The sequence below is a fragment of the Kitasatospora sp. NPDC096140 genome (assembly GCF_040303045.1).
In the GTDB taxonomy this organism is placed as follows: domain Bacteria; phylum Actinomycetota; class Actinomycetes; order Streptomycetales; family Streptomycetaceae; genus Kitasatospora.
In genome coordinates, this window is record NZ_JBEOUW010000042.1 from 16125 (window position 1) to 39657 (window position 23533).

General features: G+C 75.5%; 20 protein-coding genes. 9 read left to right on the forward strand and 11 right to left on the reverse strand.

Annotated elements, in window-relative coordinates:
• Positions 1 to 228 precede the first annotated feature (228 nt).
• From ABT048_RS32710 to ABT048_RS32720, 3 genes are all read left to right on the forward strand, one after another.
• A complete protein-coding gene (locus ABT048_RS32710; RefSeq protein WP_350525192.1) occupies positions 229 to 1827 on the forward strand; it encodes a 4-coumarate--CoA ligase family protein in 1599 nt (532 codons plus the stop codon).
• A gap of 88 nt (positions 1828 to 1915) precedes the next feature.
• Positions 1916 to 2536 (forward strand): TetR/AcrR family transcriptional regulator, encoded by a 621-nt coding sequence (locus ABT048_RS32715; protein WP_350525193.1) that lies wholly within the window; start codon positions 1916 to 1918, stop codon positions 2534 to 2536.
• 148 nt (positions 2537 to 2684) lie between these two features.
• Positions 2685 to 5270 carry a SpoIIE family protein phosphatase gene (locus ABT048_RS32720; RefSeq protein WP_350525194.1) on the forward strand — a complete coding sequence of 862 codons (2586 nt, stop codon included), beginning with the start codon at positions 2685 to 2687 and terminating at the stop codon, positions 5268 to 5270.
• Between the two features lie 100 nt (positions 5271 to 5370).
• Here the strand turns inward: ABT048_RS32720 and ABT048_RS32725 are convergent, their stop codons facing one another.
• From ABT048_RS32725 to ABT048_RS32760, 8 genes are all read right to left on the reverse strand, one after another.
• The gene (locus tag ABT048_RS32725; RefSeq protein WP_350525195.1) at positions 5371 to 7014 is read right to left on the reverse strand and encodes an MFS transporter; all 1644 of its coding nucleotides are present in this window, start codon (positions 7012 to 7014) and stop codon (positions 5371 to 5373) included.
• 98 nt (positions 7015 to 7112) lie between these two features.
• Positions 7113 to 7709, reverse strand: coding sequence for a TetR/AcrR family transcriptional regulator (locus ABT048_RS32730; protein WP_350525196.1), 597 nt, complete (start codon positions 7707 to 7709; stop codon positions 7113 to 7115).
• Positions 7710 to 7899: 190 nt separating this feature from the next.
• Positions 7900 to 8292, reverse strand: coding sequence for a cell division protein SepF (locus ABT048_RS32735; protein ID WP_350525197.1), 393 nt, complete (start codon positions 8290 to 8292; stop codon positions 7900 to 7902).
• A gap of 283 nt (positions 8293 to 8575) precedes the next feature.
• Positions 8576 to 9091, reverse strand: a complete 516-nt coding sequence (locus tag ABT048_RS32740; protein ID WP_350525198.1) for a DinB family protein — start codon at positions 9089 to 9091, stop codon at positions 8576 to 8578.
• Positions 9092 to 9165: 74 nt separating this feature from the next.
• Positions 9166 to 9861 (reverse strand): TVP38/TMEM64 family protein, encoded by a 696-nt coding sequence (locus ABT048_RS32745; RefSeq protein ID WP_350525199.1) that lies wholly within the window; start codon positions 9859 to 9861, stop codon positions 9166 to 9168.
• 173 nt (positions 9862 to 10034) lie between these two features.
• Positions 10035 to 10580, reverse strand: coding sequence for an RICIN domain-containing protein (locus tag ABT048_RS32750; protein WP_350525200.1), 546 nt, complete (start codon positions 10578 to 10580; stop codon positions 10035 to 10037).
• Between the two features lie 23 nt (positions 10581 to 10603).
• Positions 10604 to 11374: a dienelactone hydrolase family protein gene (locus ABT048_RS32755; protein WP_350525201.1), complete on the reverse strand. Its 771-nt coding sequence runs from the start codon at positions 11372 to 11374 to the stop codon at positions 10604 to 10606.
• A gap of 92 nt (positions 11375 to 11466) precedes the next feature.
• Positions 11467 to 12708, reverse strand: a complete 1242-nt coding sequence (locus tag ABT048_RS32760; protein WP_350525202.1) for an MFS transporter — start codon at positions 12706 to 12708, stop codon at positions 11467 to 11469.
• Positions 12709 to 12889: 181 nt separating this feature from the next.
• Here ABT048_RS32760 and ABT048_RS32765 point away from each other — a divergent pair, with 181 nt between their 5' ends.
• From ABT048_RS32765 to ABT048_RS32790, 6 genes are all read left to right on the forward strand, one after another.
• Positions 12890 to 14080, forward strand: coding sequence for an ROK family transcriptional regulator (locus tag ABT048_RS32765; protein ID WP_350525203.1), 1191 nt, complete (start codon positions 12890 to 12892; stop codon positions 14078 to 14080).
• A 219-nt stretch (positions 14081 to 14299) separates the two neighbouring features.
• Positions 14300 to 14716, forward strand: a complete 417-nt coding sequence (locus tag ABT048_RS32770) for a TOBE domain-containing protein (RefSeq protein WP_350525204.1) — start codon at positions 14300 to 14302, stop codon at positions 14714 to 14716.
• A gap of 62 nt (positions 14717 to 14778) precedes the next feature.
• Positions 14779 to 15516: a glycerophosphodiester phosphodiesterase gene (locus ABT048_RS32775; RefSeq protein ID WP_350525205.1), complete on the forward strand. Its 738-nt coding sequence runs from the start codon at positions 14779 to 14781 to the stop codon at positions 15514 to 15516.
• Positions 15513 to 16622, forward strand: coding sequence for a winged helix DNA-binding domain-containing protein (locus ABT048_RS32780; RefSeq protein WP_350525206.1), 1110 nt, complete (start codon positions 15513 to 15515; stop codon positions 16620 to 16622). Before ABT048_RS32775 ends, ABT048_RS32780 begins: the two co-directional genes overlap by 4 nt.
• 91 nt (positions 16623 to 16713) lie before the next feature.
• On the forward strand, positions 16714 to 17796 hold the full coding sequence (locus tag ABT048_RS32785) for an AI-2E family transporter (protein ID WP_350525207.1): 1083 nt from the start codon (positions 16714 to 16716) through the stop codon (positions 17794 to 17796).
• A gap of 72 nt (positions 17797 to 17868) precedes the next feature.
• Positions 17869 to 18756 carry a Vgb family protein gene (locus ABT048_RS32790; protein WP_350525208.1) on the forward strand — a complete coding sequence of 296 codons (888 nt, stop codon included), beginning with the start codon at positions 17869 to 17871 and terminating at the stop codon, positions 18754 to 18756.
• Positions 18757 to 18828: 72 nt separating this feature from the next.
• Here the strand turns inward: ABT048_RS32790 and ABT048_RS32795 are convergent, their stop codons facing one another.
• The 3 genes from ABT048_RS32795 to ABT048_RS32805 are packed head-to-tail and all read right to left on the reverse strand — an operon-like array spanning position 18829 to position 23331.
• Entirely contained in the window at positions 18829 to 19386 is a 558-nt protein-coding gene (locus ABT048_RS32795) for a GAF domain-containing protein (RefSeq protein WP_350525209.1), read from the reverse strand.
• Positions 19370 to 20221 (reverse strand): S8 family peptidase, encoded by an 852-nt coding sequence (locus ABT048_RS32800; RefSeq protein WP_350525210.1) that lies wholly within the window; start codon positions 20219 to 20221, stop codon positions 19370 to 19372. Before ABT048_RS32800 ends, ABT048_RS32795 begins: the two co-directional genes overlap by 17 nt.
• Complete coding sequence (locus ABT048_RS32805) at positions 20218 to 23331, reverse strand: adenylate/guanylate cyclase domain-containing protein (protein ID WP_350525211.1); 3114 nt, start codon at positions 23329 to 23331, stop codon at positions 20218 to 20220. The genes ABT048_RS32800 and ABT048_RS32805 overlap by 4 nt, the downstream gene beginning before the upstream one ends.
• Positions 23332 to 23533 lie beyond the last annotated feature (202 nt).

The following is a 23533-nucleotide window of genomic DNA, read 5'->3' on the forward strand; positions in this document are numbered from 1 at the left end:
GCGGCGGGGGAGGGACGGGGGCGCTCCGGGGCCGGGACCGCGCCAGGGGGCGGGCGGGCGTGGTGCGGCGGCGTCCGGGCGGGCGCCCCCGGGAACACACGTGCCACGCGAGCTCCGCCCCCGGTTCCCCACAATGGCCCAGCCTGCCCCCTGACTGTCCGTATGCTCCTGAACGCGCACCGCACGCAGGTTTAGTTGCCGCGTCAACTTCCTTACTGGAGGCATGCCTTGGTGTTCCGAAGCGAGTTCCCGGACGTCCCCGTGGTCGACCTGCCGGTCCATGACGCGGTCCTCGGCGCCGCGGCCCGGTACGGCGACCGCCCGGCCCTGATCGACGGCCTCACCGGGGAGCACGTCAGCTACGCGCAGCTCGCCGCCGCCGTCGAGCGGGTCGCCGCCGGCCTGGCCGAGCTGGGCGTGCGCCGGGGCGACGTCCTCGCCCTGTTCAGCCCCAACTCGACCGTCTACCCGATGGCCTACTACGGCGCCACCCGGGCCGGCGCCACCGTCACCACGGTGTCCTCCCTGGCCACGCCCGCCGAACTGGCCGGCCAGCTGTGCGACAGCGGCGCCCGCTGGCTGGTCACCGTGTCCCCGTTCCTGCCCACCGCCCGTGCGGCCGCCGAACTGGCGGCCGGGCAGGGCCGCCCGCTGACCGAGATCGTCGTCCTGGACGGCGCGAACGGCCACCGCTCGCTCGCCGACCTGCTCGCCGCGCCCGGCCCCGCCCCCGAGGTCGCCATCGACCCGGGCGAGGACGTCGCCGTGCTGCCCTACTCCAGCGGCACCACCGGCCTGCCCAAGGGCGTCATGCTCACCCACCGCTCGATCGCCACCAACCTCGCCCAGTGCGACGCCCTCTACCGCCCCGCCGAGGGCGAGCGGGTGCTCGCCGTCCTCCCCTTCTTCCACATCTACGGCCTCGCGGCGCTGCTCAACCAGCCGCTGCGCTGCGGCGCCACCGTGGTCGTGCTGCCCCGCTTCGACCTGGAGCAGTTCTGCCGGGCCGTCGAGGAGCACCGGGTGCAGGCCCTGGTGGTGGCGCCGCCGATCGCCCTGGCCCTGGCCAAGCACCCGGCCGTGGACCGGTACGACCTCTCCTCCGTCGAGTACCTGCTGTGCGCCGCCGCCCCGCTCGACCGCGAACTCGCCGACGCCTGCGCCCGGCGCCTCGGCCTGCCGCACCTGCTCCAGGGCTACGGCATGACCGAGCTCTCCCCGGTCACCCACGTGGTCTCCCCCCGGGAGGGCGACCCCCCGCGCGGCTCGGTCGGCCGGATCGTCCCCTCCACCGAACTGCGGGTCACCGCCCTGGACGGCTCCGCCGGGGACCTCGGCGCGGGGGAGCGCGGAGAACTGCTGATCCGCGGCCCCCAGGTGATGAAGGGCTACCTCGGCCGCCCCTCCGCGACCGCCGCCGTGATCGACGCCGACGGCTGGCTGCACACCGGCGACGTCGGCTACGTGGACGAGCGCGGCTACCTGTACATCGTCGACCGGGTCAAGGAACTGATCAAGTACAAGGGCTACCAGGTCGCCCCCGCCGAACTGGAGGCCGTGCTGCTCGGCCACCCCGAGATCGCCGACGCCGCCGTGATCGGCGTGCCGGACGCCGACGGCACCGAGTGCCCCAAGGCCTTCGTGGTCCGCACCCCGGGCAGCGCCCTGACCGCCGAGGAGGTCACCGGGTACGTCGCCGGGCTGGTCGCCCCGTACAAGAAGGTCCGCGCGGTGGAGTTCGTGGACGCCGTCCCCAAGTCCGCGGCCGGCAAGATCCTCCGCCGTGAACTGCGCGCCCGCGAGGCCGAGCGCGCCGCCGTCAACTGAGCGGGCGGGCCCCCGCGGACGAAGACCGGTGCCCGTCTGTGAGGATCGACCCACCGCGCCCCCACCGGAACAGGAGCCGCCCGCAGCCATGGCCAGCCACGCCGCCGCCCGCACGCCCCAGCAGGACCGCAGCCGCGCGACCAGGGCCCGGCTGCTCGCGGCGGCCGTGGACTGCCTGGCCGAACTCGGCTGGAACGGCTCCACCGTCACCGTCGTCGCCGAGCGCGCCGGCGTCTCCCGCGGCGCCGCCCAGCACCACTTCCCGACCCGCGAGGACCTCTTCACCGCGGCCGTCGAGCACGTCACCGCCGAGCGGCTGGCGGCCGTCCGCGCGCACGCGGACGAGCTGCCCGCCGCCGGCCCCGACCGCACCCGCGCCGTGGTCGACATGATCGTCCGCCTCTACACCGGCCCGCTGTTCCGCGCCGCCCTGCACCTGTGGACCGCCGCCGCCACCGAGGAGGCGCTGCGCGAGCGGATCATCACCCTGGAGGGGCACGTCGGAAGAGAGGCCCACCGGGCCGCCGTGGAGTTCCTGGACGCCGACGAGAGCCGCCCCGGCGTGCGCGAATCGGTGCAGGCCACCCTGGACCTCGCCCGCGGGCTGGGCCTGGCCAACCTGCTCACCGACGACAGCCTCCGACGTTCCGGAGTGATCCGGCAGTGGGCGGGCGTTCTTGAGAGTACGCTGCGCCCGGTACGCCCATGACGCCCGTACATCCGGAGCGGCCGGACAACCCCTGACCAAGGGGTCGCCGGGCGGCTGATGTCCGTGCAGTCTGGAGAAGAACCCCGGCCGGCACGGACCGCGAGGCCCACCCGGCCGGGCACGAGCCGAACCGGGGTGCTGCCTGATCATGCACGGACACGAGTGGGACGCGACCGACGCCGCGCGCACGGCACCGGGCGGCACTCCGGCACGTCCCGAGGGCGGCGGCCACGACGGCGAACGCCACGAGGGCGAACACCCCGGAGGTGAGCACCGCGGGGGTGATCACCACGGGAGTGAGCGCCACGAGGACGAACACCTCGAAGGCGTACTCCCCGAAGGCCACCGGCTCGTCCCGCTCGCGACGGCCCTGCTCCAGGACGACGGCCTGATCCTGCACTGGAGCGAGGACGCCGAGGCCCTGCTCGGCTACACCAGCGAGGAAGCCGTCGGCAGCTACGCCGCCCAACTGCTCACCGACGGCGGCGACCGCGCCGAGGTGCTGGACCTCTTCGAACGGATCATGACCGGCAGCGGCTGGTCCGGCGTCTTCCCGGTCCGCCACCGCGACGGCCACAAGGTCGACCTGGAGTTCCGCACCTACCCCATCGCCGGCCCGGCCGGCACCCTGCTGCTCCTCGCCACCGCCTCCGACACCCGCGCCCTGCACGCCGTCGAGGCCGACCTCGCGGTGCTGGACGGCATCTTCGGCCGCTCCCCGATAGGGATGGCCGTCTACGACACCGACCTGCGCTACGCCCGGATCAACGAGTCGCTGGCCCGGATGAACGGCGTGCCGGTCGCCGCGCACCTGGGCCGCCGGATATCCGCGGTGCTCCCCGGCATCAACACCGCCGAGATCGAGCAGATCATGCGCCAGGTGCTGCGGACCGGCAAACCCGTCGTGGACGCCCGTTCGCACGGCCGCGTCCCCGGCGACCCGAAGCGGGACCGCGCCTGGTCCGCCTCCTACTTCCGCCTCGAAGACTCCACCGGCCGGGTCTTCGGCGTCTGCTCCTCGATCATCGACGTCACCGAGCGCTTCCAGGCCGAGGCCCGCGCCTCCCGGGCCCAGGAACGGCTCAGCACCATCGCCGAGGCCACCGCGCGGATCGGCACCACCCTCGACCTCCAGCGCACCGCCGAGGAACTGATCGAGGCCGTCGTCCCCCGGTTCGCCGACTTCGCCACCGTCGACCTGCTGGAGCCGGTGCTGCGCGGCGCCGAGCCCACCCCGATCCCCACCGACCGGACCGTCACCCTGCGCGCCGTCGCCGTCGGGGAGAACTACGAGACCGGGCTCGCGCACGCCGTCGACGTCGTCGGCGAGACCTCCGAGTACGCCCCCGACCGCAGCTACACCCAGTGCCTGCGCAGCGGGAGGCCGCTGCTGCGGGCCCAGGTGGACGAGGAGGTGCTGCGCGGGCTCGTCTCCAGCGAGGACCGGGTGGCCCCCGGGATGGCGGCGGGCATCCACTCGTACCTGATGGTGCCGATCACCGCCCGGGGCATGGTGCTCGGCGGCTCCGAGTTCATCCGGATGCGCAACCCCGAGCCCTTCACGGCCGCCGACGTCGCGCTCGCCGAGGAGCTGGTCGCCCGCACCGCGCTGGCGCTCGACAACGCCCGGCTCTACCGGCGCGAACGGGAGACCGCCCTCACCCTGCAGCGCAGTCTGCTGCCGCAGGAGGTGCACCGCACCCTCGGCCTGGAGATCGCCTACCGCTACCTGCCCAGCAGCGTGGTCAGCGAGGTCGGCGGCGACTGGTTCGACGTCGTCCCGCTGTCCTGCGGGCGGGTCGCCCTGGTGGTCGGCGACGTGATGGGCCACGGCATCCGGGCCGCCGCGACGATGGGCCAGCTGCGCACCGTCGCCCGGACCCTCGCCACCCTGGACATGCCGCCCGAGCAGGTCCTCACCCGGCTGGACGAGACCGCCTCCGGAATCGGCGAGGGCCAGTTCGCCACCTGCATCTGCGCGGTGTACGACCCGCTGGAGCGCACCGTCCAGGTCGCCTCGGCCGGGCACCTGCCACCGGTGCGGGTCGCCCCCGACGGCACCGCCGAGCGGGTCGACGTGCCGCCGGGCGTACCGCTGGGCGTGGGCGGGGTCGCCTTCGAGTCGATCGAGTTCACCATCCCCGAGGGCGGCATGGTCGCGCTCTACACCGACGGCCTGGTCGAGCGGCGCGGCCAGGACCTGGACGACGGGATCGACCTGTTCGCCCGCACGCTCTCCGGGCCCGGCCGGACCCTGGAGGAGAGCTGCGACGCCGTCCTCGCCGCCCTCGTCACCGACGGCACCGAGGACGACATCGCGATGATCATGGCCCGGGTGCTGCCGCTGCCCGCCGACCGGATCGCCACCCTCCCGCTCAGCGGCGGCGGCCGGCTGCCCGGCAAGGCCCGCCGCTTCACCCGCGCCACCCTGGAGGCCTGGGGCCTGTCCGCGCTCACCGACTACGCCGAACTGCTCGTCAGCGAGCTGGTGACGAACGCCCTGCTGCACGCCGACGCGCCGCGCCGGCTGCGGCTGTTCCGCGACCGGGTGCTCACCGTCGAGGTCTCCGACGCCGGCGGCCAGACTCCGCAGCTGCGCCCGTTCGCCGAGCAGGACGAGGGCGGGCGCGGGATGTTCCTGGTCAGCGAGCTGGCCCAGCGCTGGGGCAGCCGGCTCACCCGGGACGGCAAGGTCGTCTGGGCGGAGCTGGAGCTGCCCTTCGGGGCGAAGTAGCGGCGCCCGACCACGCGGGAACGGCCGCTCCCCTCGGGGGGAACGGCCGTTCTGCCGAGCTACGGAGGGGGTGTCACGCGCCGGTCCTCGGGAGGGCGGGTCAGGCGTGGACCTTCTCCGCCGCCCCGGCAGGCGCGTCGGCAGCCTGGGCAGGCGCCTCGGCCGGCTCGGTGGGCGCGCCGGCCGGCTGGGCAGGCGCGCCGGCCGCGTCCGCCGTCTCGGCCGGGCTGCCCGCCGCGCCGTCCGGCCCGGCGAGTCCGCGCAGCAGGCGCCAGGCCATCACGGCCGCGCCGACCAGCAGCGCGGCGGCCAGCAGCCCGGCACCGTTCATGCCGCCGACGAAGACCTGCTTCGCGCTCGCCAGCAGCGGCTGCGCCACCTCCGCCGGCAGGCCCTGCGCCACCTCGACCGCCGAGCCGAGCGACTCGCCGGCCCGGGCGGCGGCCGCCGGGTCCGTCCCGGCCGGGACGACCAGACCGTTCGCGAAGACCGAGCCGACCACCGAGCCGACCAGGGCGATGCCGAGCGCGGTGCCCAGCTCGTACGCGGTCTCCGAGACCGCCGAGGCGGCACCGGCCTTGTCGGCGGGCGCGGCGCGCAGCACCAGGTCGGCACCGAGCGTGTAGACCACGCCCTCGGCCGTCCCGACCAGCAGGAAGGAGGCGGCCAGCAGCAGGTAGGTGGTGTCCTGCTCCAGCCAGCCGAGGGCGCCGACGCCCAGACCCATCGTCAGCAGGCAGGCCGTCAGTGCCGTGCGGGCGCCGAAGCGGCGGGCCACCCGGGCGGTCAGCAGACCGCCGACCACCGAGCCGGCGAAGGCCGGCAGCTCGGCCAGGCCCGCCTGGAGCGGCTGGTAGCCGCGGACCAGCTGCAGGTACTGCGAGACCACGAAGATCACGCCGGAGAGGCCGACCAGGGAGATCAGCGAGGCCGAGACCGCCGCGGTGAACCGGCGGTCGCGGAACAGCCGGACGTCGAGCAGCGGGGTCTCCAGTCGCAGCTGGCGGCGGACGAAGCCGGTCAGCGCGGCGGCGCCCAGCACGAAGGCGACCGGCACGTCCCAGCGGGTCACGCCGTGTGCGGCGGCCTCCTTGGTCGCGTACACCACGCCGATCACGCCGGCCATCGACAGCACGACGCTCAGCACGTCCCAGCGGCCCGGCTTCGGGTCCTTGGACTCCGGCAGCAGCCAGGCGCCGAGGCCCAGCAGCAGGAGCAGCACCGGGATGTTCATCAGGAACACCGAGCCCCACCAGAAGTGCTCCAGCAGCACCCCGCCGACCACCGGCCCGAGCGCGGCGCCGGCCGTGGCGGCCGCACCCCAGATGCCGATCGCGGTGGCCCGCTCCCGGTCGTCCGGGAAGAGGCTGCGGATCAGCGACAGGGTGGACGGCATGATCGTCGCCCCGGCGACGCCGAGCAGCGCGCGGGCCAGGATCAGCCAGCCCGGACCGGGTGCGTAGGCGGCCAGCAGCGAGGCCGCGCCGAAGGCGGCGGAACCGGCCAGCAGCAGCTTCTTGCGGCCGATCCGGTCGCTCAGCGCGCCCATGCTCACCAGCAGGCCGGCCAGCACGAAGGAGTAGGAGTCGCCGATCCAGAGCAGCTGGGTGCCGCTGGGGCGCAGCGTCTCGCTGATCGACGGGATGGCGAGGGACAGGACGGTCGCGTCCAGCGCGACCACGGTCACGGCCAGGACGAGGACGGCGAGGCCGGTCCAGCGCTGGCGGGCGGTCAGGGAACTCATGGCGTATCGGTGTCCGGTCTGCAGTCGGAGGTGCTGCGGTCCGTGGCTGTGGGATGAGGTGCGGTGGTGCGGGTGGTGCGGTGCGGGGCGCTGCGGCTTCAGGTGCTGCGGGGTGAGGTGTCGGTGGTGGTGGGAGCCGGGGAGGGGGCGTCCGGTCTGCGCAGTGCGCCCCCGAGGAAGAGCTCGGCGAGCGAGAAGGCGGCGTCGCGCGGGGCGAGCCGGCCGTCCTGGATGGACCAGCCGACGCCGGCGACGAGGTCGAAGAAGGCCTCGCTCAGCCAGGCGGCGCTCAGCTCGATGCGGAACACGCCCTGCTGCTGGCCGCGCAGGAAGAGCGCGTGCAGCCGGGCGATCTGGAGCTCCCAGAGGTCGTTGATCTCGTCGTTGTCGTAGAGCTGGTTCTCGCCGGCCAGGAAGGCGCAGAGCATGGCGTCCGGGACGGAGGCGTCCACCAGGCGGCGCAGCGCGGCCTCGGCGTCGCCCTCCTCGACCCCGGCGGTGTCCAGCGCGGCGGCGAACCGGCGCAGGCCGAGCAGGCCGACCTCGCGGATCAGCGCCTCGCGCCCGGGGAAGATCCGGTGCAGCGTGGCGCGGCTGATGCCGGCGGCGCGCGCGATCTCGTCCAGGTGGGCGGTCGGGCGGCGGGAGAGCACGCCGACGGCGGCTTCGAGGACGGTGTCGCGGTCGGTGGCCATGAGTCGAGTGTAGTTCATGTGAGACATGGATGTCTCAGAATTATGTGGAGCGTCTCAAGCGAGCCTCGGATGACCCTCGACCGACCCGCCGACGATCGGGTTCCGGGCAGCAAAAAACCGGGGACGGCGGGTGCCGTCCCCGGTCGGGGGTGCCGCCGCGCCGGGGCGCCGCGGCTCAGCTCTGGTCGGCTCAGCTCTGGTTGTAGAAGCCGGTCTCGTCGAGCGGGCGGTCGATCACCATCACCTCGACGTCGGCCGGGGTGAGCAGGAAGACCCGGCGGGCGATCCGCTCGATGCCGCCCCGGGTGCCGAAGATCAGACCGGAGGCGAAGTCGACCATGCGCTTGGCCTCGGCCTCCGCCATCTCGGTGAGGTCCATGACCACCGGGGTGCTCGCCCGGATGTGCTCACCGACCGTGCGGGCCGCCTCGAAGCCCGTCGGCCGCAGGGAGACGATCTTCGCGGGCGCGGCGACGGACGGCACCGTCTCCTGGTCCACCCACTCGTCGTCGTACACCGCGGCCGGGTAGTTCCCCGAGGGCATCAGCCACCCGTTGTGGTGCTCGTCGCGAAGTGCTCCCATGCCGCGCCTCCCTGTCCCGTCCCGTCTGGTCCCCCGGGGTTGCGTGCCGTTTCTTGACACGTCATCCACTCGTCGGAACTGTCCGAGTATCGCACTGTTCACCGGTCCCGTGCCCGCTCGCGACCCCCGTACGAGTCGTGCCGCGCCGGAAACCCGGGCGGACCCGGGCAAAAAGAGCGGACGCGGCGCAGCGCCGTACGGTTGCGCGCGTAGACCATATCGGTCGCGGTCACCGCTTAATTGACCTTCTGTCAACAATGCGGAAACGATTTCACACGGCGGATCACTCGCCGGTCGAGCCGTCCACCAATTCGCGCAGAAGATCGGCGTGGCCGTTGTGCCGCGCGTACTCCTCGACCATGTGGGCGAGGATCCAGCGGAGCGTCACTTCCTCGCCGCGGCGCGGTCGCTTGCCGACGGTGTCGAGCGGCAGACCGGCGGCCGCGCGGCGGGAGGCCTCGATCTCGGCGCGCCAGGTGGCGAAGTCGGCCGCGACGTCGGCGGTGTCGACGTTGTCGAAGTCGCCGTCCGGGTCGGCCTCGGTGCAGTAGTGGCCGCCCTCGACCTCCTCGCCGCGCAGGATGCACTGGAACCAGTACCACTCCACCTCGGCCATGTGCCGGACCAGGCCGAGCAGCGAAAGGTTGGACGGCGGGACGGAGCGCAGGCGCAGCTGGTCGTCGGTCAGCCCCTCGCACTTGAGCGCGAGGGTGTGGCGGTGGTAGTCGAGGAAGGCGGTGAGGGTGGCGGCCTCGTCGGCGGCCATCGGCGGGTCCACCCGCGGATCGATGTCGGTCATGCGGGCCATCCTGGCGCCCGGCGCGGCAGGGGCGCGAACGATTTGTTCCGCCGGTCGGCCGGCCCGTCGGCCGCTCAGGCGGCCGTCGCCCGGCGGCGGGCCCTGGCCGCCCGCCAGAGCCCCGCCGCGCTGCCCAGGCCCAGCAGGGCGATCAGGCCCGCCGACACCAGGAACGCCGCCGAACCGGGCTCGCCCGCGCTGGCGGCCGCCGTCACGTACACGGCCGTGGTCGGCACCGCGCCGATCGCGGTGGCGAGGACGAAGGGCAGCGCGCCGGTCCCGGAGAAGGCGGCGCCGAAGTTGATCGCCTGGAACGGCACGCCGGGCATGAGCCGCAGCACCAGCACGCTGCGGAAGCCCTGCTCGGTGAACCGCCGGTCCAGGGCGGCGAGCACCTTGCCGCGCAGGTGGGGGCGCAGTGCCTCCCGACCGAGGCCCCGGCCGAGCCCGAAGGCCATGGCGGCGCCCAGGGTGGTGCCGAGCACCGCCATCGCGAGGCCCTGCTGGATGCCGAGCAGCAGCCCGGCCGCCGCGTTCAGCGCCGGCCGGGGCACGAAGGCGAGCGTGCCCACCGCGTACACCAGGGCGAACAGCGGCGCGAACCAGTACCCGGGCATCCGGTCCGCCAGCCCGCCGGAGAGCAGCTCCGTGGGGCTCCACAGCAGCAGCGAGCCGGCCGCCGCGCCGAGCAGCGCGATCAGCAGCGCCAGCCGCCACCAGGCGGAACGCGGGGCGGCGGGGGGCGCGGGGGTGGAACCGTGCTCGGACATCCGCCCGAGCCTAACCGGGCCGACCGGCTCCCGGGCCACCGGGCCGTGCTGCCGCCGGGTGGTGCTGCCGCCGAGTCACCGGGCCGTGGGCCCGCCGCGCCGCAAGGCCGTCGGCGGCCGGGCCGACCGGCCGCCGACGGAACGCGGGATCACGGGATCAACGGATCACGGGATCAGCTGTACGGGTCCTTCTCGGGGTTGTAGTGCCAGAACTGATTGGGGGTGCCCTGGTACCCCCACTGGATCACCGGGGTGCCGGGGGTCAGGGCGCCGCCGTAGACGTCGAGGACGAGGCCGCTGTGGGCGTTGACGATGCCGCGCGGGGTGCCGGGGTGGCCGGCCGGCGGGTCGCTCCACTTCTGGTTGCTGCGGCCGTCGCAGGTCCGCTGGTCGGCCTGGGTGCCCCAGGCGGTGCTGTCGTCGGGGATCTCCAGGCACTTGCCGCTGTGCAGGTTGATCCAGCCGGCGGCGGTCTGGGTCCACTTCTGGTAGTCGCCGCCGGTACAGGTCCCGATTTGGACCGGGGCGTCGTCGTCGATGCTCCCGTCGGCGACCTCCAGGCAGAGGTTCGGCGGCCCGGCCAGGGGCCGGATCTCGGCGGGGCCGAAGTCGCCCGCGGCCGCGGGGGCCGCCGGGGCGGCGTGGGCGGCTGCGGGGGCGGCGAGGGCGGTGGCGGCGAGGACGGTGGTGGCGGCGAGGAGCCGCGTACGACGGAACATCGGTCGACCTCCGGTGGTGCGGTTCAGCGCGACCGGGCGAGGAACTCCAGCAGACGGTGCCAGGAGTCCCGGGCAGCGCCGAAGTGTTCGACTGCCGACATTTCGAAGAAGTTGTGCGGGGCACCCGGATAGGTGACGAACTCGTGCGGGTGGCCCGCTCCGGTGAGGGCCGCGTCGAAGGCTTCGACCGCGGCGGACGGGATGTGCTCGTCGGCGCCGCCCCAGAAGGCCAGGATCGGGGCGGTGAGGTCGGCGGCGAGCTGGGTGGGCCCCGGGGCCCCGTTGATCGTGTCGGGGTAGCCGTAGTACCCGACCGCGCCGGTCAGGCCGAAGCGCGGTGCGGCGGCGCGGAAGGCCTGGCGGCCGCCGAAGCAGAAGCCTAGCGCGACCACTTCGGCCGGGCCATCCGTGCGCAGTCGCTCCACGGCGGCGGTGAGGTCGGCGTCCAGGCCCTCGGGGGTGAGCGCGAGCAGGTGGGGGAGCAGGTTCGGCAGTTCGCCGAATTCCGTCGGGCGGTTTTCCGGAAAGGCCCCGGCGGTTCGGCCGTAATAGTCGAGGACGAGCGCCGGGTGCCCCTGTTCGGCGAGCCGTTCGGCGGTCTTCCGGTAGAAGCCGGAAAGGCCCTTGTTGTCCGGGAGGACGAGCACGCCGACCCCGGTGGTGACCTCCGGGCGGGCCAGGAAGGCACCGAACTCGGTGCCGTCCGCGGAGGTCAGGGTGAGCGGTGCGGCTTCGGCCGGGGGCCGGGCGGCGGGGGAGAAGGCGGGCGGGGCGGCGTCCGGGTCGTAGCACACGGGAATCCCTCTCGCGGATCGCGAAAACCGCCGGGCGCGGCTGCGCCCGACGGTCGGTGATGCTAGCGGGGAATTCCTTCCGGAATTCGCCATCATATCGTTGAGAGATCTTTTCCGGAAGGCCTTTTCGATTCCGGTGCGGTCACGTTTTCGTCGGCGGGATTCCGCTCGGCCCGGCGCAGCGCTCCGGCGCTCAGGAGCAGGGCGAGGGCGAGGGCGGTGACCAGGCCGAAGGAGGCGGTCAGCGAGGTGGCCTGGGCGAGGGTGCCGATGACCGCGGGGGCGATCAGGCCGGAGGTGTAGGTGACGGTGGCGACGCCCGCGATGGCCTGGCTGGGGTTGCTGCCGATCCGGCCGGCGGCGGCGAAGGCGAGCGGGACGATGACGGCGATGCCGATGCCGATCAGCGCGAAGCCGGGGATGGCGAGGGCGGGGCGGTCGGCGGCGACCACCAGCAGGCCGCCGACGGTGGCGACGGCGCCGCCGATCCGGGTGGTCCGGACGGCGCCGAGGCGGTGGATCGCGGTGTCCCCGGCGAGGCGGCTGACGGCCATGGTGAGCGAGAAGGCGGTGTAGGAGGCGGCGGCGACGGTGGCCGAGGCGCCGGTGACGTCCCGCAGGTAGACACCGCTCCAGTCCATCGAGGCGCCCTCGGCGAAGACCGCGCAGAAGCCGACCAGCCCGATCACCAGCGAGCTGCGCGGCGGCAGCGCGAACCGCGGCGGTTCCTGGGCGTCCTCGTGCGCCCGCAGGTCGGGCAGGCCGCGGCAGACCGGCTGGGCGAGCGCGAGCAGGACCAGTGCGGTGACGGCCAGCTGCAGCCGGGCGTCGAGGGCGAGGTGGGCGGCGAGGATGCCGAAGCCGGAGGCCAGCAGGCCGCCGGCGCTCCACATGCCGTGCAGGCCGGACATGATCGAGCGGCCGAGGCGCTCCTCGATCTCCACGCCCTGCGCGTTCATCGCGACGTCCGCCATCCCGGCGGCGGCCCCGTACGCCAGCAGCGCCACGCACAGCAGCGGCAGGGAGGGGGCGAGCGCGGGCAGGGCGAGGGCCAGGCACCAGAGCGAGAGCAGGCCGCGTACCGCGGCCCGGCCGCCGTACCGGTGGACGAAGCGGCCGGCCAGCGGCATGGCGAGGGAGGAGCCGATGGCGGGCATGACCAGGGCCAGGCCGAGCTGTCCGGTGGACAGGTCCAGGCGGTCCTGGAGCCACGGGATGCGGGTGACGAAGCTGCCGCTGACGGCGCCGTGCACGCCGAAGACCAGGGCGATGCTCGCCCGGGCCCGGCGCGGGGCGGTCAGCGGTCGCGGCGGTGGCGCGGTGGTGCGGTTCATCGGCGTTCCCTCCCGGTCGCGCGGTGCGGGGCGCGACGGTGCCCTGTGGGTGGCCTTGTCGGTAGTCAAGCGCAGGTGCGCGCAGGACGGGCCGCGCGGCGGAGGCGCGACCGGCCGGCGACGGTTCGATAAACTATCAGGAAGGGACCCTGATAGAAACACTCTGGAAGGATGAGCGGCCATGACCACCGCGCGTACGGCCACGCCGAGCACCGCCCGGGCGATCAACGACCGGCTGGCGCTCAACCTCCTGCTCGAACAGGGCCCCCTGACCGCGACCGAGCTGCGCGACCTCACCGGCCTGTCCCGGCCGACCGTCGCCGACCTGCTCGACCGCCTCCAACGCACCGGCCTGGTGGCCGTCGTCGGCGAACGCGGCGAACAGCGGCGCGGCCCCAACGCCCGGGTCTACGCACTCGTCGCCTCCCGCGCGCACATCGCCGCCTTCGACGTCCGCGCCGGCGGCGTCAGCCTGGTCGTCGCCGACCTCGCCGGGCAGGCCCTCGCCACCGCCGAGATCCCGGTCGAGGGCGCGGGCGGGCCCGGCACCGCCGCGGTGATCACCACGACCCTGCTGGAGACCGCGCGCGGCGCCGGCGTCGAGCGGCTGCACACCGTCGCGGTCGGCGCCCCCGGCCTCGTCGACCCCGCCACCGGGCGGCTGCAGAGCACCGGCAACCTCCCCGCCTGGCACGCCGAACTCCTCGCCGCACTGGAGCAACTGCCCGGCACCGACGTGATCCTGGAGAACGAGGTCAACCTGGCCGGGCGGGCCGAGTACCGGGTCGGCGCCGCGCGCGACCGCGACACCTTCGTACTGATGTGGCTCGGCCACAGCGTCGGCGCCGCCGTCATCCTGGACGGGCGGCTGCGCCGCGGCTTCTCCGGCGGCACCGGCGAGATCTGCTTCCTGCCCGTCCCCGGGACCGTCGGGCTGCCCAGCGCCGACAGCTGCGAGGGCGGCTTCCACGACCTGGTCGGCAGCGCGGCGATCTGCGACCTCGCCCGCGCGCACGGGCTGCCCGCCGCCCCGGCCGGGGACGCCGCCGCGGCCGAGGCCGTCGTCCGGGCGGCGGTCGCACCCGGGGCCGGCGAGGCCGACGGGCGCTTCCTGGACGAACTGGCCGAACGGATCGCCATCGGTGCGGCGAGCGTCTGCGTGGTGCTCGACCCCGGCTGCGTGGTGCTCGGCGGGGAGATCGGCCGGGCCGGCGGCGCCGAACTCGCCGGCCGGGTGGAGCGGCGGCTCGCCCGGCTCTCGCCGCTCAGCACCGAGGTGCGGGCCGGCACGGCGGGCGGCGGCGCGGTGCTCGCCGGGGCGGTGCTGACCGCCGGGGACGCGGTGCGGCGGGACCTCTTCGGCGAGCCGTAGGGCCCGTCCCCGAACCCCCGTCGCCCCGCGGGCGAGGCGGCGGACGGGCGCCGGGCCGCTCCGCGCACCCGACCCGGCGGCCCTGGCTTTCCCGCCGCCGCACCCGGTACGGCAGGATGGCGGCGGGGCCGCGCACCGCCGGAGACCCCGGTGCTCCGAAGCCCCCCGAAGTCCCCGAAGTCCCCCCGAAGACCTTCGAACCACCGTCAGGAGTCGCTCATGGGCCAGCCCGAGGCGCCGGCCAACCCGTACCGCATCGGAGAGGCCGCGGCGCTGCTCGGCGTCAGCGCCGACACCATGCGGCGCTGGGTGGACGCCGGGCGGCTCGCCGCCACGCGGGACGAGCACGGTCACCGGATCATCCCCGGCGCCGAGCTCGCCGCCTTCGCCCGCGAGCTGGCCCGGCCGGAGAACGCCGAGGCCGAGGGCCGCCCGTCCTCGGCCCGCAACCGCTTCCCGGGGATCGTCACCGACGTGCTGCTCGGCGACGTGGCCGCCCAGGTGGAGATCCAGGCCGGGCCGTTCCGGGTGGTGTCGTTGATCAGCCGGGAGTCGGCGGAGGAGCTGAACCTGGTCCCCGGCGCACCCGCCACGGCGGTCATCAAGTCCACCAACGTGATGATCGAACGGCGCTGACGCCGTACCGAACGGCGTCGACGCCGCACCGACGAGTCCCGGAACCGCAACGAGAGGCCCGGATGCCACACCTGCCGACCACCCCGAGCGCGAGCACCGACCGCCGCCCCCGGGTGCTGGCCGTCGCCCACCGCGGCGACCCCTACCGGTACCGCGAGAACACCCTGCCCTCCGTCGAGTCCGCGCTGGCCGCCGGCGCCGACGCCGTCGAGGTGGACGTCCAGCTCACCCGCGACCGGGTGCCCGTCCTGCTGCACGACCGCACCCTGGAACGGCTCTGGGGAGACCCCCGGTCGATCGACCGGGTCACCACCGAGCAGCTGGACGAGCTGCGGCAGGGCCCGCTCGCCGTCCCCACGCTCGTCGAGGCGATCAAGGCGGTGAGCGGCTTCGACGGCCGCCGGCTGCTCATCGACCTGGACGAGCCCGGCCCGGCCGCCGCGACCTGGTCCGTGGTCACCGAGCTCGGCGCCGAGCGGCTGGTCGCCTTCTGCGGCCCCGTCACCGCCATGCTCGCCGTCCGCGAACAGACCCCGGACGCCGAGATCGCGCTCACCTGGAAGCAGCCGCGGATGCCCGTCCGCACCCTGCTGGACGACCTGCGCCCGCGCTACCTCAACCCGCCGTTCGGCCTGGTCACCCCCGCGTTCACCGCCGCCGCCGCGGACGCCGGGCTCGCCGTCTCCACCTGGACCGCCGACCGGCGCCGCACCATGCGCCGACTGCGGGACACCGGGGTCGCGTCCATCACCACCAACCGGATCGACGTGCTGCGCTCGGTGCTGGACGGCCCACGGTGACGGAGCCGCAGCCGGTGCTCGGCACCCGGGCGCTCGGCCGGGCCCTGCTGGCCCGTCAGCACCTGCTCGCCCGCACCGACCTGACACCCGCCGCGATGGTCCGCCACCTCGGCGGCCTCCAGGCCCAGGCAGCGCCCCAGCCGCCCTACCTCGGGCTGCTCGCCCGGCTCGACGGCTTCACGCCCGAAGCGCTGAGCACCCTGCTGGAGGAACGGGCGGCGGTCCGGATCGCCCTCCAGCGCGGCACCATCCACCTCGTCACCGCCCAGGACTGCCTCACCCTGCGCCCCCTGCTCCAGCCCCTCCTGGACCAGCAGCTGCGCACCACCTACGGCAAGCGGCTCACCGGGCTCGACCCGGCCGCGCTCGCCGCCGAGGCCCGGGAACTGGTCGAGGAACGGCCGCGGACCTTCCAGCAGCTGGGCGCGCTGCTCGCCGGGACCCGCCCGGACCGCGACCCGGCCGCGCTCGCCCAGGCGGCCCGCTGCCTGCTGCCGCTGGTCCAGGTGCCGCCGCGCGGCCTGTGGGGGCGCGGCGGCCCGGCCGCGCACACCACCGCCGAGGCCTGGCTCGGCCGCCCGCTCGACCCGGCGCCCACCCTCGACGACCTGGTCCTGCGCTACCTCGCCGCCTTCGGTCCGGCCACCGCGGCCGACGTGAAGAAGTGGTGCGGCCTCAGCGGGCTCACCCCGGTGCTGCGCAGGCTCGCGCCGCGGCTGCTGACCTTCCGGGACGAGCAGGGCCGGCTGCTGTACGACCTGCCGGAGGCGCCCCGGCCGGACGGGGACACCCCGGCGCCGGTGCGGCTGGTCGCGCCGTTCGACAACCTGCTGCTCTCGCACGCGGACCGCACCCGGGTGCTGCCCGAGGAGTACCGGGGGCGGGTCATGACGCAGAACGGGATCGTGCTGGGCACGCTGCTGGTGGACGGGCTGGTCGCCGGATCCTGGCGACTGACGGACGGGGAGGGCGTCGTCGTGCAGCCCTTCACGGCGCTGCGGCGGGCCGACCGCCAGGCGGCGGAGGCCGAGGCGCAGCGGGTGCTGGACTTCGCCGACGGGGGCGCCGGCGGGAGCGGGACCGTACGGGTCGAGGCGGCGGAGTAGCCGGGGCGGGGGCGCAGAACGGGCGGACCGTCACATTCTCTGCTGAGATGGGTCGGTTCGGACCCGAAGACGATCCCCCGCGGAGGTGGCCGTGTCCGTGGAGCGCCCGCCCGGTCCGCAGCCCGACCGCCGCAGGCCGTACCAGATGCTGCCGCCCGCGCTGCGGCAGGCGGCGGCCTGGTCGGCGGCCGTCATCCTGCTGATCGCCGTCGCCTCGCTGGTGGTCTTCGCGCTGGTCGAGCTGCGGGCCGCGACCGTGCCGTTCATCCTGGCGCTGCTCGGCGCCTCACTGCTCTACCCCGTGGTGCCGTGGCTGGTACGACGGGGCGTCGGGCGGGGGCTGGCCGCCGGACTCACCTGCGCGGTGCTGGTCGTCGCCGCCGGCGGGGTGATCGCCCTGCTGGTCAACTCCCTGGTGCACAGCGCCCCGCAGATCGCCGAGGCACTGCCCACGGCCGGGCGGCGGCTGGAGCAGTGGCTGGGCCCGCTGGGGAAGAAGGTCCAGCACGCCCTGAGCAACGCCAAGGGCGAGACCAACTCACTGGTCTCGACCCTGACGAACAGCGTGCTGTCCGGCCTCGGCCTGCTCACCCAGCTGATCACCGGCGGGGTGCTGGCGCTGGCCCTGGTCTTCTTCTTCCTCCGCGACGGCCACCGCACCGGCGAGGCCATCCGCTCCTACCTGCCCGGGCGCAGCGCCGACACCGTCATCGCCTGCGCCGAACGGGCCTTCGAGGCGATGGCCGGCTTCATGCGCGGCACCACGCTGATCGCCCTGATCGACTCGGCCTTCATCACCATCGGCCTGCTCGCCCTGGGCGTGCCCGGCGCGCCCGGCCTCGGCGCACTGGTCTTCATGGGCGCCTACATCCCCTTCGTCGGCGCCTTCCTGTCCGGCACCGTGGCCGTCCTGGTCGCCCTCGCCGACGGGGGCCTCGGCACGGCGCTCTGGGCGCTCGGCGTGGTCCTGACCGTCCAGATGATCGAGGGCAACATCCTGCAGCCGGTCATCCAGAGCCGGACGGTCGAGCTGCACCCGGCCACCATCATGGTCGCCGTGGTCGCCGGTTCGGGCATCGCGGGCATCATCGGCGCCCTGCTCGCCGTCCCGGTCTGCGCGGCGGCCACCGGCGTCGTCTCGGTCCTGCGCGGTCTCCCGGGGCGGGGTGCGTAATCGGCTTGCCGTGGCCGGTCGGGGCGTGGCAGCATCACTAATGCGACCAGGGTCGCGATAGTGCTCGGAGGGGTGGACGTGGAACTGTTCGAGGTGGCGGGCGAGGGTGCCGGGCCGTACGGGGTCGCCGTGGGGGCCGACGGGGCGGTGTGGTTCACGCTGGTGCACGCCGGGGAGGTCGGGCGGCTGGCTGCGGACGGCACCGTGGAGCGGTACGGGCTCGGGGCGCCGGAGTGCGGGCCCGCCGTGATCGCGGCCGGCCCCGACGGGGCGATGTGGTTCAGCCGGATGCGCGATCACCGGATCGGGCGGATCGACGCGGACGGGACGGCGAGCTCCTTCGCACTGCCGGGCGAGGGCGCCGGGCCGTACGGGATCGCCGCCGGGCCGGACGGGGCGGTGTGGTTCACCGAGATGACCGCGAACCGGATCGGGCGGATCACCGTGGACGGAGACGTGACGGAGCATCCGCTGCCGGTCCCCGGGGCGTTCCCGTCGCTGATCACCGCCGGGCCGGACGGCGCCCTGTGGTGCACGCTCAACCAGGCGGACGCCGTCGCCCGGATCACCGTGGCGGGCGAGGTGACCGTCCACCGGCTGCCCACCGGCGGCACCGCGCCGGTCGGGATCACCGCCGGGGCGGACGGCGCGCTCTGGTACGTCGGCATCGGCGGCGGGCTGGTCGGGCGGATCACCGTGGACGGAGACGTGACGGAGCACCCGCTGGCCGACCGGGCGGCCAAACCGCACGCGATCGCGGCGGGCCCGGACGGCCGGCTCTGGTTCACCGAGTGGGGCGCCGGCCGGATCGGGGTGCTCACCCCGGACGGGCGGTTCGACGGCCACCCGATCCCGGGCGGGGGCGCCGAGCCGCACGGCATCGCCCTCGGCCCGGACGGCGCGGTGTACGCGGCGCTGGAGCGCGGTCAGATCCTCCGCCTCGACGCCGCCCGGGGCTGACGCCGCCGCCGCCGCCCGGGGCTGACGGCTCCGTCCAGGGTTGACGGCTCCGTCCGGGGCCGACGGCTCCGCTCAGGGCTGACGGCGCAGCAGCTCCTCCAGGTCGGCGAGGAGGCCGAGGGCGGCGGCGCGGTCCGGGGCGGGCTCCGGGGCCGGGGTGCGGTCGGCGATCACCCGCAGGGCGGCGGCGGCCTGGCGGGCGAACATGGCCAGCAGGTCCAGCTCGGGCAGGCTCGCGCGGGCCTGCGGGGCCGGGTCCAGGACCTCCAGCACGCCGAGGACCCGGCTGCCGTGGGTGAGCGGCGCGGCCATCAGGGCGTCGGGGACGTACGCGGTGGACTCGGCGAAGTCCCGGTCGAAGGTGCGGTTCGCGCCCAGGTCGTCGACCACCATCGGCTCGCCCGAGGCGGCGACCCAGCCGGCGATGCCCCGGCCGGCCGGGAAGCGGCGGCCGACCAGGGACTCCTCGCCGCGCCCGGAGACCGCCTGGAACACCAGCTCCCCGGCCGTCTCGTCGAGCAGGCAGACCGAGCCGGCCTGGGCGCCGAAGATCGCCCGGGCGACGTCCACCACGGACTGCAGCAGCTCGCGGGCCAGCGGATCGACGGCGGGGTCAGTGCTGAGGGTCATCGGGCGCCTCCGGGGTGGGGGTGGTCGGGACCTGGACGTTGGCCGCGGTGAGGTAGAGCGCGCTCTTCAGCTGGAAGGTGGTCAGCCTCGGCCGCCGGGACAGGATGCGGGCGCAGAGCCCGGCCACGTACGGGGTGGCGAAGCTGTTCCCGGTGGTGCGGATGGTCGCCCCGCCGAGCCAGGGCACCCGGACGTTCTGGCCGGGGGCGAAGAACTCGACCGGCGGCGCCGGGTTGTACAGGTGCAGCGCCGGGTCGTCCTCCTGGTGGCTGCCCACCGAGATGACCGAGGAGAACCGCCACGGGAAGCTCTCCACCGGGGTGTTGTGGGCGGAGGCGACGATCGCGGTGCGGGCGAAGAAGGCGTCGTCGGCGATCGCGTGCAGCTCCTCCAGGAAGCGGGTCCGGGTGGTGGAGAGGCTGAGGTTGACGACGTCGAAGCCCTGCCGGACGGCCCAGCGCAGGCCTTCGATCAGCATGTCGCCGGTGCCGGTGAAGCGCTCCCCGAGCACCCGGACGCTGTAGAGCTCGCAGTCCGGGGCGGTGCGGCGGATGATGCCGGCGCAGGCGGTGCCGTGGCCGCAGGTGTCGCCCGCGGTGTCGGGGCGGACGGTCAGCTCCCGGGTGACCGGGTCCTTGACCACCGCCCAGGAGCCCTGCAGCGGGCCGACCAGCGGGTGGTCCGGCTCGACCCCGGAGTCGACCACGCAGACCCGCACGCCCTTGCCGGTGCCGTCGCCGTCGTCACCGCCGTCGGTGAGGCGGTCGGCCAGGACCGGCAGGTCGGCGGGGCCGCGGTCGCGCAGGCTCCAGGTGAGGCCGGCCGGGCCGCTCACCGGGTGCCCCCGAGCCGCTCGGCCCGCCGGACACCCGGCAGGTGGCCCTTGGCGGCGAAGTGGTCCCGGGCGAGGGTGGCGGCCACCGCGGCCTCGGCGGGGCGGTCGAGCAGCAGCAGGGCGTGCGCGCGGTCGAGCGCGGTGAGCGCCCGGAGCAGCAGCGACTCGGTGGCCTCGGCCGCGTCCAGGGCGGCCGCGGTGAGGTCCAGCGCCGGCAGGGCCTCGCCCCGGGCGGCGGCGAGCCGGCCGCGCAGCGCGTCCAGCTCGACAGCGAGTACCGGCGGCAGCGAGGCGACGGCGTCCGCGCCGTCCAGGTGCCGGGCGGCCTGGGCCGGGCGGTCGGTGTCCAGCAGGACCCGGGCGGTGGTGAGGGCGAGGCGCGGCAGCGGGGCGGCGGTGCCCTGGTGGCGCGCGATCTCGGCGGCGTCGGCCAGCAGGTCCAGCGCCTGGCCGGACTGGCCGGTGGCGGCGGCGGCCTGGGCGGTCAGAGCCGGCAGCGCGACCATGGCCTCCGCCAGGGACAGTTCGCCGGCCAGCCCGTTGGCCTCGGCGAGCAGCAGCTCGGCCTCCTCGGGGCGGTCCCGCAGGGCCAGCAGGACGGCCAGCGGGCCGTTCAGCGCGACCCGCACGGTCCGGCGGCCGGTGCCGTGCTCGGCGAGCAGGGCCCGCAGCCGGAAGGTGGCGTTCGGCACGGGCTCGGGGCCGGCCAGCAGCGAGGCGGCCAGCGCGGCCAGCACGGCGGCCCGGTCCAGCTCGGCGTCGGTGCGGGAGACGTGGTCGAGCGCCTGCTCCAGCAGCTGCTCGGCTTCGGCGTGCCGGCCCGCCAGCAGGCGCTCCTCGGCGAGGCGCAGCCGGGCGCGGGCCTGGCCGAGGTCGTCCCCGGTGTCGGTGAACAGGGGCAGGACGGCGCGGGCGGTGGCGGCGGGCTGGTCCTGGCCGGGCGGCAGGCCGCGGGAGGCCAGGGCGAGCCGGGCGTGCGCGGCGTCCAGCGGGTCGGCGGCCGCGTCCCGCACCTGGGCGAGGACGGGCAGGGCCTCGTCGGCGCGCCCGACGGCGAGCCGGGCCTCGCCGAGGCGGCGCAGGACGGGGCCGGCGGCGCGCTCGTTGGGGTAGTGCAGCCGGACGGCGCGCTCCAGCAGGTCGACGGCGGCGGGCAGGTCGGCGCGGGCCAGGGCGCCGGCCCCGGCGGCGCCGAGGGCGGCGGCCGCGCGGGTGCGCAGGGTGTCGGTGCGGGCGTCCAGCAGGCCGAGTTCCAGCCGGTAGCGGTGGGCGCGCTCCAGGTGGCCGCCGACGGCGCCGTCCCCGGCGGAGCGGACGGCGGGCAGGTCGGCGGCGCGCTCGTGGCGCTCGGCGCGGGCCCGCTTGGACATGGACTGGTAGACCGACTCCTGGACCAGGCCGCTGCTGAACCGGTAGCCGGGGCCGGTGGGTTCGACCAGGCGGCGCTCGGCCAGCCGGGCCAGCGCGGCGTGCAGCCGCGGCGGGGTGGACTCGCCGTCGGCGGCCGGGCCGGCCGGCAGGCCGTCGATCGGGCCGGTGAAGACGTCGTCCTCAGGGTCCGCGAAGGTGTCCTGATCGCTGCCGCCGTGGGCGAGTTCGGCCAGCTCGGCGGCGGTGAAGGCGCGGCCGAGCACGGCGGCGAGGTCCAGCGTGGCGCGCTCGTCGCGCTCCAGCCCGTCGATCTGGGCGCTGAGCAACGCCCGTCCGGTGGGCGGGAGTTCGTCGTGCGCGGGGCCCTCGGCCTCGGTGAGGGCGGCCAGCAGCTCCTCCAGGTGCAGCGGGTTGCCCTCGGCGCGCTCCAGCAGCCGGGACGGCACCGTGTCCTGGTGGGCGCTCAGCTCGGTCAACTGGGCGGCGAGCAGGGCGGATTCGTCCCAGGACAGGCCGCCGACCGGGAGCGCCGGCAGCTCCGGGCGGGCGGCCGGGAGCTCGGGGCGGGCCAGGCAGAGCAGCAGCACGGGGGCCGTGCCGAGCGCTTCGGTCAGCCGCTCGGCGGCGTCCAGCAGGGCCGGGCCGGCCCACTGGCAGTCGTCCAGGACGAGGACGGCGGGGCGCTCCACGGTGCGTCCGCGCAGGATCGCGGCCAGCAGCTCCAGCGACTGCCCGGCGCCGACGCCCGGCGCGGTCGCCTCGTCCAGCCGGGCCAGCGCCTCGGCCGGGGCGGCGCCCTCGGGCTCGTCCAGCAGGGTGCGGACGGCCTCGGCGAGCGGCGCCAGCACGCCCTGCTCGCCGAAGCTGCGGCAGCGGGCGGTGCCGCAGCGCGCGGTGCGCCGGCCCACCCGCTCGCGCCACTCGCGCACCAGCCGGGTCTTGCCGATCCCGGGCTCGCCCACCACCAGCAGCAGCTCGGCGCCCGAGCCGCCCGCGACCCGGGCCAACGCGGCGTCCAGCTCGGCCAGTTCGCGTTCGCGGCCGACCAGCGGGACGTCGAAGCGGCGCAGCAGCTCCGGGTCGTCCTCGTCCAGGCCGACCAGCCGGTAGGCGGTGACCGGTTCGGCCTTGCCCTTGAGCTGCAGCGGGCCGACCTCGTCCACCTGGGCGGCCGGGCCGGCTGCCCGCAGCGTCTGCGGGCCGATCAGCACCTGGCCGGGGGCGGCCCGGGTCTGCAGCCGGGCGGCGATGTTCACGGTCTCGCCGGAGATCAGCGCCTGGCGTGCCGAGGCGTCCGAACCCGCCACCACCTGGCCGGTGTTGACGCCGATCCGGACGTCCAGGCGGACCCCGAGGGTGGCGTCCAGCTCGGTGTTGAGGTCCTCCAGGTCCTCCAGCATGGCGAGCGCGGCGGCCAGCGCCCGGTGGGCGTCGTCCTCGCGGATCACCGGGACGCCGAAGACGGCCATCACGGCGTCCCCGATGAACTTCTCCAGGGTGCCGCCGTGCGCCTCGATCTGTCGGTGCATCCGCTCGAAGTAGCGCAGGATCACCTCGCGCAGCGTCTCCGGGTCGAGCGCACCGGACAGGGCGGTGGAGTCGACCAGGTCGCAGAACACCACCGTGACCAGCTTGCGCTCCTCGGCGGCCAGGTCGAGGGCGGCGGCCCGCGGGGTGCCGCAGGAGGGGCAGAACTGGTCGTTCGTGGCGACGAGTTGGGCGCAGAGTGGGCAGGGCATGGGGCCGTCCTTCGGTCGTCCTCCGCTGTGCGGGGCGTACGGGGCGCGGGCGCTGCGGGTGCTCGGGCGAGGCCGGTGCCGCGTGCGTGGGCGTTCGGGCGTTCCGGGTCAGGGTCGCGGGGGCGGCTTCGGGCCCGGTTCGGGAACGCCTGGCGGCCGGTATGGCCGCAGGTGGGGCCGGGTGCGGGGGCGTCGCGCGGCG